Genomic DNA, 9607 nt, shown 5'->3' with positions numbered 1-9607 from the left:
GGTCGCGGCTCTTGACGAACTCCACCGTCTGCTGCACCGCGGTGATGGGGAGGTCCTGCGGCAAGATGACGAGGCCCCCGCGGCGCGCCACCGTCTCGGCCATCCGCCGCCCCGCCACCGCGGTCATGTTGGCGACGACGACGGGGATCGTGGTGCCCGAACCGTCCTCGGTGGACAGGTCGACGTCGAAGCGGGACGCGACCTCCGAACGGTTCGGCATCACGAACACGTCGTTGTAGGTCAGGTCGTATGCGGGTCTGTGCCCGTCGAGAAACCTCATCGCAGTCGCCCCACCAAACTCACGCCCCCTTCACGCCAGTGCTGTCCCCGCTACGCGGGCACTTCGGTGCGATCCCCGCTCCACAGCGTGTGGAAACGCTTGGCCGGGTCGTCGTCGATGCGGCCGTAGGTGTGCGCGCCGAAGAAGTCGCGCAGGCCCTGGGTGAGTGCGGCCGGCAGCCGCTCGGTGCGCAGCGCGTCGTAGTAGGACAACGCCGACGAGAACCCGGGGATCGGGATGCCGAGTTCGGTGGCCTTCACCACGACGCGGCGCCAGCTGTCGATCGATTCCTCGATGGCGCTGCGGAAGTACGGCGCGACGATGAGCGTCGGCAGGTCGGGGTTTTCGTCGAACGCCTCTTTGATCCGGTTGAGGAACTTTGCCCGGATGATGCAGCCGCCGCGCCAGATGGTCGCCATGTCGCCGGGGGTGATGTCCCAGTCGTACTCGGCGCTGCCAGCCTGGATCTGGTTGAAGCCCTGGGCGTAGGCGATGATCTTCGACGCGTACAGCGCCTTACTCACGTCGTCGATGAATTGCGCTGCGTCGCTTGGCTTCTCGCCCAGCTGGCCGGACGCCAGCCCGGTGGTCGCCTTGCGCTGCGCCACCGAGCCCGACAGCGCGCGGGCGAACACCGCCTCGGCGATGCCGGTCACCGGCACGCCGAGATCCAGGGCGGACTTCACGGTCCAGCGCCCGGTGCCCTTCTGTTCGGCCTCGTCGAGGATGAGGTCGACCAGCGGCTTGCCGGTCTTGGCGTCGGTCTGGCGCAGCACCTCGGCGGTGATCTCGATGAGAAAACTGTCCAGGTCGCCCTTGTTCCACTCGGCGAACACGTCGGCGATCTCGGGGGCGGTCTTGCCGAGCCCGTCGCGCAACAGCTGGTAGGCCTCGCCGATCAGCTGCATGTCGGAGTACTCGATGCCGTTGTGCACCATCTTGACGAAGTGCCCGGCGCCGTCGGGGCCGATGTGGGTGCAGCACGGCACGCCGTCGACGTGTGCGGAGATCTCCTCGAGCAGCGGACCTAGCGACTCGTACGACTCGGCTGGACCGCCGGGCATGATCGACGGGCCGTTGAGCGCGCCCTCCTCGCCGCCGGAGATGCCGGCGCCGACGAAGTGCAGCCCGCGCTCCCGGATGGCCTTCTCCCGGCGGATGGTGTCGGTGTAGAGGGCGTTGCCGCCGTCGATGATGATGTCGCCTTCTTCCATGGCGTCCGCGAGCTCGTTGATGACGGCGTCGGTGGGCTCACCGGCCTTGACCATGATCAGCACCCGGCGCGGCTTTTCCAGCGCGTCCAGGAATTCGGCGATCGTCTCCGATCGCACGAACTTGCCCTCGTCGCCGTGCTCTTTGAGCAGCGCGTCGGTCTTGGCGATCGACCGGTTGTGCAGGGCCACCGTGTAGCCGTGCCGGGCGAAGTTGCGGGCGATGTTCGAACCCATCACGGCCAGGCCCGTGACGCCGATCTGCGCGGTGCCGGTCTTGGATCCGGAGTGGGCATCCGACGAACTCATGTTGTCGCCTCTCAAGTTGGAGAACTTTCACCAAAAGCTTTCGGTGACACTGTGGCACAGCGAACAGTCAGGCGCCCGGGGTGATCGGTTCTCGGCGGTGTCAGAGGTTGAACAGGCGTTGCAGCTCGGTGAGCCACGGGACGGCCAGCGCGACCGTGGGCACGACGAATACGGCGGCCGCGGCCAGGTATGCGGCCGCCGACAGCAGCGGACTGTTGCCGCGTCCGCCCAGGCGGCGCACTCGCAGCACCGTGCTGGGACCGCTGGCCGCCAACGCACCCGACGGGGCCCGCCCGGACGCGCAGGCGACCAGCGCCCGGGCCAGGGGAGCGCGACCCGCGGCGCGCACCGCCGCGTCGTCGGCGAGCAGCTCGACCAGCAGCTGGACGGCGCCGAGCGCGTTGGCGCTGCGGACCAGCCGCGGGAAGGCCGCGTGCACGGCGGTGAAGGCCTCCAGCACCAGGTCGTGCCGCGCCCGAAGGTGGGCGCGCTCGTGGGTGAGGATCGCCTCCACTTCGGCGTCGGCGAGGGTGCTCAGCGTCCCCTCGCTGACCACCACGCGGCTGCGCACGCCGGGCAGGCAGTAGGCCAGCGGTTGTGGGACGTCCAACACACGAAGATCGCGGGTGCGGGCGCAGGGCTGCGACAGCGCGGCACCGTGGCCGACCCCGACCAGGTCGACCACCATGCGGTGGTGGGCCCGTCGCTTCCGGTTGGCGATGGCCACCCGGACCACGGCGACCATCAGCCGGGCGCCGACCAGCACGGTCAGGGCGAACACGCTGACGTACGCGATCCACAGCGGCCAGCCGAGGCGCTCGGCGGCGCCGACGATGCTGGTCGTGGGTCGCCCGTCGCGGCCGGGCATCAACAGCCGGGTGGCGATCGCGATGCCGGCGCTGAACGCCGACAGCACCGCGGCCAGTGCGACCGCCTGCCAGAGCACCATGGCGGCGCGGGGAGCGCGCAGCGGCCAGCGCGCGCGTGCCAACATCGCCGGCACCGGACCGGTCAGTAGCACCGCGAGAATGGTGAAAGCCAGCGCGGACACACTGTCAGTGTCCCTCAGGCCTCCGGTGCAGCGCCAGCAGATGGTGAGTTATTGCGTTGATTGGCTTCCAGTTCGGCGAGCGCGCGCCGCAGCGCCTCCGCCTCGTCGGCGCCGACCCGTTCGACGAAGTGCACCAGCGCGGCCTGCCGGCCCCCGGGATCCTCGGCTTGGGCCAGCGCGTCCACCATGAGTCCGGCGACCAGCTCGTCGCGACCATGAACAGGCGCGTACCGGTGCGCCCGGTCGTCCCGGATCTGCGAGACCAGGTTTTTCTTGGCCAGCCGTTGCAGCACGGTCATGATCGTGGTGTAGGCGAGATCGCGCTGCGCCGACAACGCCTCGTGGACCTGGCGAACGGTCTGAGGCTCGGGCGTGGACCACAGGTGGTCCATGACGGCCCGTTCCAGATCCCCCAGCCGAGTCAGTTTGGCCATAGTTCGTTCATCTCCTGAGCGTCGAAACCAGCGTACTCCGGCTTACTACCGACGGTCGTACGGAAGGCTGACAAATCACGGTGTCGGCCGACGCGCGCGCCCCCGGGGCGAACAAGAAGAACAATACCCCTTGCGAAGTTAGGGCAGCCTTGCCTATGCTCATCGAGTCGAGCGATAACGGACCGTGTGAGTGTCCTGAGGGCTGCAGCGACCCCCGGTCTACTCGATCGGCGAGCCCCGTGCCAACAGGTACGGGGCTCAGCCGTTTTCGGGGCCAAAGTCCCACGGCGAAAACGCTTGCGGGGCCATGGTGTAGACACATGGACGTGCCAGAGCCGCAGAATGCCATTATCCCGCCGGACTTCTCCGCACCCTTCGACCGCGAGATCGGGCTGCAGTTCACCGAACTCAGCCCCGACGGTGCGCGGGCCCAACTCGAGGTCACCCCCAAGCTGTTGCAGCCGATGGGTTTGGTGCACGGCGGCGTTTACTGCTCGATGATCGAAAGCATGGCGAGCGTGGCCGCCTACACCTGGCTGGCCACCCGCGGCGGCGGAAACGTGGTGGGCGTCAACAACAACACCGATTTCTTGCGCTCGATCGGCTCGGGCATGGTCTACGGCACCGTCGAGCCGATCCACCGCGGCCGCAGCCAGCAATTGTGGTTGGTCACCATCACCGACGACGACGACCGCGTCGTCGCCCGCGGTCAGGTGCGGCTGCAGAACCTCGAGATCCGCTGAGCGGTTGGCCCGTCACACCGCCGTCATTGAATTGCGCTGTCGGGCAAGCTAGCTGGCGCGTCTGGCTGCCGGCCGGTTGGCCTCGGCGGCGACCACCGCCAACTGTTCCAGCCGCGTCCGGGCGAACGCCTGCTGCTCGGTGATGGTGAGCTGGCCACGACGGGTGCTCAGGAACGTCACCGTCCAGGACAGCAGGGTGCTGATCTTGGTCTTGAACCCGACCAGGTACACCAGGTGCAGCACCAGCCAGGCGAACCAGGCGAACAGCCCGCTGAACTCGACCGGGCCGATCTTGGCGACCGCGGAGAACCGCGACACCGTGGCCATGGAGCCCTTGTCGAAGTACTGGAAGGGCTCCCGGTCGGCCGGGTTGGCGCCGCCGAGCTCGGCCTTGATGGTGCTGGCGACGTACTTGGCGCCCTGGATGGCGCCCTGCGCCACGCCAGGCACGCCTTCGACGGCGGCCAGGTCGCCGATGACGAACACGTTCGGGTGGCCGGGGACCGACAGGTCGGGCAGGACCTTGACGCGGCCTGCGCGGTCGAGTTCGACCGACGACTGGTCGGCGAGGTCGCGACCCAGCGGGCTGGCGGACACGCCGGCGGACCAGACCTTGCACGCCGACTCGATGCGCCGGACGGTGCCGTCGGAGTCCTTGACCGTGATGCCGTTGCGGTCGACGTCGGTCACCATCGCACCCAGCTGGATCTCCACGCCCATCTTTTCCAGCCGGGCCGCCGCCCGCTGACCCAGCTTGTCGCCGAAGGGCGGCAGCACGGCGGGAGCGGCGTCGAGCAGGATCACCCGGGCCTTGGTCGAGTCGATGTGCCGGAAGGAGCCCCGCAACGTGTCCTTCGCCAATTCCGCTATCTGCCCGGCCATTTCGACGCCGGTGGGGCCGGCCCCGATGACGGTGAACGTCAGCAGCTTGGCCCGCCGCTCCGGATCGCGAGAGCGCTCGGCCTGCTCGAACGCGCTCAGGATCCGGCCGCGCACCTCGAGCGCGTCGTCGATCGACTTCATGCCAGGCGCGAACTCCGCGAAATGGTCGTTGCCGAAATAGGACTGGCCCGCGCCGGCGGCGATGATCAAGCTGTCGTAGGGGGTGTCGTAGGTGTGCCCGAGCAGGTCGGACACCACGAACTTGCCCTCCAGGTCGATGTGGGTGACGTCACCGAGCAGCACCTGGACGTTGCGCTGTCTGCGCAGGACGACCCGGGTGGGGGGTGCGATATCGCCTTCGGACACAATGCCCGTCGCCACCTGGTACAGCAGCGGCTGGAAAAGGTGGTGCGTGGTCCGGGCGATCAGCTTGATGTCGACGTTGGCGTGCTTGAGCTTCTTGGCCGCGTTCAGTCCGCCGAAGCCGGAGCCGATGATGACGACCTGGTGACGACGCTCCGGTCCATCTGTGGTTCCTGGCTGGGGGCTCATGTTTCCGCTGCTCCTGACGGGGGCTCCTGGACGCGCGACTGCAGTCAACGATCACGCTAGTCAGGCGGATACCCCCAAACCTAGTTGGCAACATGTGTAATCAAACACATCGTCTGTATCACTGCTGGTCGCCCAACGTGATGCTCGTCATGCTCCGCCGACCGGGGCGCTGAGCTGGCGAAAGACCTACCGGCCCACCAGCGGACGCAGTGCCGCGCCGGCCGCCTCGATGACGCCGGGCGTGTAGGCGGGCAGGTTGATGATGACGCCGTCGATGCCCGCGTCGATCACCCTGGACTTGAGCTGATCGGCGACCGCGTCCGGCGTGCCGGCCACCATGCGCTGCGTCATCTCGGCGGGGATCTGGTCGGGGCTCGCGTTGTCGTCGATCAGGGCCGTGATCAGCGCGCTGGTCTCCAGGGTGGCGGGGTCGCGGCCCACCTCTTCGCAGGACCGGCGCACGGCGTCCACCTTGCGCGGCAGTTCGTCGAAGCCCGCGATCACGTTGAGGTGGTCGAAGTGCCGGGCGGCGAGCGGGATTGTCTTCTTCTCCCCGCTGCCGCCGATCATCAGCGGAATGTGTTCCCGGAAGCGGGGATTGGCGAACGCCTCGCTGGTCTGGTACCACTGGCCCGAGACGGTGGCCCGCTCGCCGGAGATCATCGGCAAGATGATCTGCAGGGCCTCGTCGAGCCGGTTGAACCTGTCGGTGAAGGTGCCGAATTCGAAGCCCAACTGGTCGTGCTCGAGCTGGAACCATCCGGTGCCGATGCCCAGGATCGCCCGTCCCTGGCTGACGACGTCCAGCGTGGTGATGATCTTCGCGAGCAGGCTCGGGTTTCGATACGTATTGCCGGTCACCAGCGTGCCGAGCTGTACCCGCTCGGTGGCGGTGGCCAGCGCCCCCAGGGCGGTGTAGGCCTCCAACATCGGCTGGTCGGGTGAACCCAACATCGGCAGTTGGTAGAAGTGGTCCATCACGAAAACCGAGTCGAATCCGGCTGATTCGGCTTCGCGGGCCTGGGCGACGACGGTGGGGAAGAGTTGTTCAACCCCGGTGCCGTAGGAAAAGTTGGGAATCTGCAGACCGAGTCGAATAGCCACGAGAATCACCGTAGCGATCGGCCCTGCCCGAAAGAAGGGCGCGCGGCGTGTTACGCGTCAGGCGAAACGGGCCAGCGCGCCGTGGCTCACGTGCAACGTCTGGCCGGTGATGTGGCGGGCCGCCGAGGTGGTCAGGAACAGCGCCAACCGAGCGGCCTCCGCGGACACCGGCGCCGGCGTGCGTGACAGCCCGTCGTAGCCGGCCTCGGCGCTGCGTCCGCTCGCCACCACGTTGACGGTGATGCCGCGGGTGCCGAAGATGCCCGCCTGGCCCGCGGCCCAGTTCGACAGCGCGGCCTTGATGGCGGCGTCGGCGCTGCCGGCCGGTGGGTTCTCGGGCACCACACTGATGATCGAGCCGCCCGAGCGCAGGTGATCACCGACGGCCTGGACGGTGAGCACCGCCGAAAGCACCGCCGCGTCAAGGGCCTTGCGCCAGGCGTTGGCGGTGTCGGCGATCGAATAGGTGCGCGGGTCGCCGGCCTCCCAGGTGGGCGCCGGCACGTGGACGATGGTGTCCAGGTGGTGCGGGAAAAGCGGACGGGCCTCTTCCAGGCTGGCCGGGTCGGTGGTGTCGCAGACGATCGACTCGACCTCCAGCTCCTTGGCGGCGATCTCCAGGTCGCTCTTGCGCGCACCCACCAGGGTCACCTTGTGGCCGTCGTCGCGGAAGCCCTCGGCCACCGTGCGTCCCAGCTCCGTGTCTCCGCCGGTAACCAGCACCTCCACCGCCATGACCTCCTCGTGTGCACGCGCGTATTGGCATCGTCCCCGGATATGTTACTGGACAGTAGCTAGCCGGCGAAACTTTCGCCGGCGCGACGCGCGGATCAGTTGCGTAACTATTCGGGCGTCACTTTCCCGGGCACTTTCTTGCGGCGATTCAACCGCCGAGCGCACCGCATTATCGGCGGGCTAGGGTGCATCCATGCGTCGGATCGGGATCCTGGCCGCTGTGGTTTCGACGGTGCTGGCAGCGGGGCCGATCGGATGCGGTTCGCAGCCCGCGCAGCCCGCGCAGGCCTCGGGCAAGGTGGTGGTGTTCGCCGCGGCGTCGCTCAAGCCGGCGTTCACCCAGATCGGCCAGCAGTTCACGGCCCAGAATCCGGGCGCGGGCGTCGACTTCGAGTTCGCCGGCTCCTCCGATCTGGCGACCCAGCTGACGCAGGGCGCAACGGCCGACGTGTTCGCCTCGGCCGACACCGCCCAGATGGATGCGGTCAGCAAGGCCGGCTTGCTGGCCGGCGACCCGACGAACTTCGCGTCGAACACCCTGGTCATCGTCACCGCTCCGGGCAACCCGAAGCGAATCGGCTCCTTCGCCGATCTGGCCAGACCCGGCCTCAACGTGGTGACCTGCCAGCAGCCGGTGCCGTGCGGGGCGGCGGCCCGCCGCGTCGAAGACCGCACGGGCGTGCGCCTCAACCCGGTCAGCGAGGAACCCAGCGTGACCGACGCCCTCAACAAGGTCACCAGCGGCCAGGCCGACGCCGCGCTGGTCTATGTCACCGACGCCAGGAACGCCGGCGCCAAGGTGGCGACCGTGGCCTTCCCGGAGGCCGCCGCCGCGGCGAACGTCTATCCCATCGGCGTGCTGAAGAACGCGCCGCTCGCCGCGCAGGCGCACAAGTTCGTCGACTTGGTGACCTCGCCGACCGGGCAGCAGATCCTGGTCCAGGCCGGCTTCGCGAAACCCTGAGCCGCCCGTGCACCGGCCGACGGACCTGCCCCGCTGGGTGTACCTCCCCGCGGCGGCGGGGGCCGTCTTCGTGGTGCTGCCGTTGCTGGCCATCGCGGTCAAGGTCGACTGGCCGCACTTCTGGTCGCTGATCACCAGCTCGTCGTCGAAAACGGCGCTGTTGCTGAGCCTGAAGACCGCCGCCGCCAGCACGGCGCTGTGCGTGGTCTTCGGGGTGCCGATGGCGCTGGTGCTGGCGCGCAGCACGGCGCGGGTGGTCCGGTTGCTGCGGCCGCTGATCCTGCTGCCCCTGGTGCTGCCGCCCGTGGTCGGTGGCATCGCGCTGCTCTACGCGTTCGGCCGGCTGGGGCTGCTCGGCCGGTACCTGGAGGCCGCCGGTGTCGGGATCGCGTTCAGCACCACCGCCGTGGTGCTGGCCCAGACCTTCGTCTCGCTGCCGTTCCTGGTCATCTCCCTCGAGGGCGCCGCGCGCACCGCCGGCGCCGACTACGAGCTGGTGGCCGCGACGCTGGGGGCGCGCCCGAGCGTCGTGTGGTGGCGGGTCACCCTGCCGCTGCTGTTGCCGGGCGTGGTGTCGGGGGCGGTGCTGGCCTTCGCCCGCTCGCTGGGCGAATTCGGGGCGACACTGACCTTCGCGGGATCCCGCCAGGGGGTGACCCGCACGCTGCCGCTGGAGATCTACCTGCAGCGGGTGACCGACGCCAATGCCGCTGTGGCGCTGTCGATCCTGCTGGTGGTGGTGGCGGCCCTGGTGGTGCTGGGCCTGGGCACCCGCCGGCTGGCCGGGGCCGACACGGGGCAACCGTGAGCGAATTGCAGCTGCGCGCGGTCGTCGCGGACCGCGGGGTGGACGTGGAGTTCTCGGTATCCGCGGGCGAGGTGCTCGCCGTGCTCGGCCCCAACGGCGCCGGCAAATCGACGGTGCTACACGTCATCGCGGGGCTACTTCGGCCCGACCACGCGGTGGTGCGGCTGGGGGACCGGGTCCTGACCGACACCGCGGCCGGCGTCAGCGTGCCGACACACGACCGCCGGGTCGGGCTGCTGCTGCAGGATGCGCTGCTGTTCCCGCACATGAGTGTTGCCGCCAACGTCGGTTTCGGACCGCACAGCCGTCGGGCGCGGTGGCGGGCGGGTCGCACCGGAAGATCCGACACGGCGCTGGGGTGGCTGCGCGAGGTGGACGCGGAGGGCCTGGCCGACCGGAAGCCGCGCCAGCTGTCCGGCGGGCAAGCGCAGCGGGTCGCGATCGCCCGGGCGCTGGCCGCCGAACCCGACGTGTTGCTGCTCGACGAACCGCTGGCCGGGCTCGACGTCGCCGCGGCGGCCGCGATCCGGGCCG

At 69.1% G+C, this 9607-nt stretch carries 11 protein-coding genes; 4 read left to right on the top strand and 7 right to left on the bottom strand.

Features of this window, described 5'->3' with window-relative positions; all coding sequences use genetic code 11:
- The 4 genes from A5646_RS00590 to A5646_RS00575 all read right to left on the bottom strand — a co-directional run.
- The coding region (locus tag A5646_RS00590; RefSeq protein ID WP_197498208.1) for an IMP dehydrogenase at positions 1 to 280 on the bottom strand (280 nt) is incomplete at its 3' end.
- A 50-nt stretch (positions 281 to 330) separates the two neighbouring features.
- Positions 331 to 1800 (bottom strand): NADP-dependent phosphogluconate dehydrogenase, encoded by a 1470-nt coding sequence (gene gndA / locus A5646_RS00585; RefSeq protein ID WP_067019086.1) that lies wholly within the window; start codon positions 1798 to 1800, stop codon positions 331 to 333.
- Between the two features lie 100 nt (positions 1801 to 1900).
- Complete coding sequence (locus A5646_RS00580) at positions 1901 to 2851, bottom strand: M56 family metallopeptidase (protein WP_066872785.1); 951 nt, start codon at positions 2849 to 2851, stop codon at positions 1901 to 1903.
- A gap of 14 nt (positions 2852 to 2865) precedes the next feature.
- Positions 2866 to 3285: a BlaI/MecI/CopY family transcriptional regulator gene (locus A5646_RS00575; protein WP_066872787.1), complete on the bottom strand. Its 420-nt coding sequence runs from the start codon at positions 3283 to 3285 to the stop codon at positions 2866 to 2868.
- A gap of 320 nt (positions 3286 to 3605) precedes the next feature.
- On the opposite strand from A5646_RS00575, the gene A5646_RS00570 reads away from it, so the two are divergent.
- The gene (locus A5646_RS00570) at positions 3606 to 4028 is read left to right on the top strand and encodes a PaaI family thioesterase (RefSeq protein ID WP_369806894.1); all 423 of its coding nucleotides are present in this window, start codon (positions 3606 to 3608) and stop codon (positions 4026 to 4028) included.
- A gap of 48 nt (positions 4029 to 4076) precedes the next feature.
- Here A5646_RS00570 and A5646_RS00565 read toward each other — a convergent pair whose 3' ends face one another.
- The 3 genes from A5646_RS00565 to A5646_RS00555 all read right to left on the bottom strand — a co-directional run bounded on the left by A5646_RS00565 (position 4077) and on the right by A5646_RS00555 (position 7301).
- A complete protein-coding gene (locus A5646_RS00565; RefSeq protein ID WP_066872790.1) occupies positions 4077 to 5462 on the bottom strand; it encodes an NAD(P)/FAD-dependent oxidoreductase in 1386 nt (461 codons plus the stop codon).
- A 186-nt stretch (positions 5463 to 5648) separates the two neighbouring features.
- The gene (locus A5646_RS00560) at positions 5649 to 6566 is read right to left on the bottom strand and encodes an LLM class F420-dependent oxidoreductase (RefSeq protein ID WP_067019089.1); all 918 of its coding nucleotides are present in this window, start codon (positions 6564 to 6566) and stop codon (positions 5649 to 5651) included.
- A gap of 57 nt (positions 6567 to 6623) precedes the next feature.
- Entirely contained in the window at positions 6624 to 7301 is a 678-nt protein-coding gene (locus A5646_RS00555; RefSeq protein WP_067019083.1) for an SDR family oxidoreductase, read from the bottom strand.
- Positions 7302 to 7494: 193 nt separating this feature from the next.
- Between A5646_RS00555 and modA the strand changes: the two genes are divergently transcribed.
- From modA to A5646_RS00540, 3 genes are all read left to right on the top strand, one after another.
- Entirely contained in the window at positions 7495 to 8265 is a 771-nt protein-coding gene (gene modA, locus A5646_RS00550) for a molybdate ABC transporter substrate-binding protein (protein ID WP_067019080.1), read from the top strand.
- A 7-nt stretch (positions 8266 to 8272) separates the two neighbouring features.
- Positions 8273 to 9073 carry an ABC transporter permease gene (locus A5646_RS00545; RefSeq protein WP_066872799.1) on the top strand — a complete coding sequence of 267 codons (801 nt, stop codon included), beginning with the start codon at positions 8273 to 8275 and terminating at the stop codon, positions 9071 to 9073.
- Positions 9070 to 9607, top strand: a 538-nt coding sequence (locus tag A5646_RS00540; protein ID WP_156749371.1) for an ATP-binding cassette domain-containing protein, incomplete at its 3' end; no start/stop codon positions are given. The genes A5646_RS00545 and A5646_RS00540, both read left to right, overlap by 4 nt.

This window comes from Mycobacterium sp. 1245499.0, from assembly GCF_001673615.1.
Lineage (GTDB): Bacteria > Actinomycetota > Actinomycetes > Mycobacteriales > Mycobacteriaceae > Mycobacterium > Mycobacterium europaeum_A.
The sequence above is the reverse complement of the archived record's forward strand: the minus strand, read 5'-3'. Positions and strand labels throughout refer to the sequence as shown.

Coding starts and splice junctions, on each gene's coding strand:
- gndA (WP_067019086.1), bottom strand. CDS start 1,800: ATGAGTTCGTCGGATGCCCACTCCGGATCCAAGACCGGCACCGCGCAG.
- A5646_RS00575 (WP_066872787.1), bottom strand. CDS start 3,285: ATGGCCAAACTGACTCGGCTGGGGGATCTGGAACGGGCCGTCATGGAC.
- A5646_RS00570 (WP_369806894.1), top strand. CDS start 3,606: ATGGACGTGCCAGAGCCGCAGAATGCCATTATCCCGCCGGACTTCTCC.
- A5646_RS00565 (WP_066872790.1), bottom strand. CDS start 5,462: ATGAGCCCCCAGCCAGGAACCACAGATGGACCGGAGCGTCGTCACCAG.
- A5646_RS00555 (WP_067019083.1), bottom strand. CDS start 7,301: ATGGCGGTGGAGGTGCTGGTTACCGGCGGAGACACGGAGCTGGGACGC.
- modA (WP_067019080.1), top strand. CDS start 7,495: ATGCGTCGGATCGGGATCCTGGCCGCTGTGGTTTCGACGGTGCTGGCA.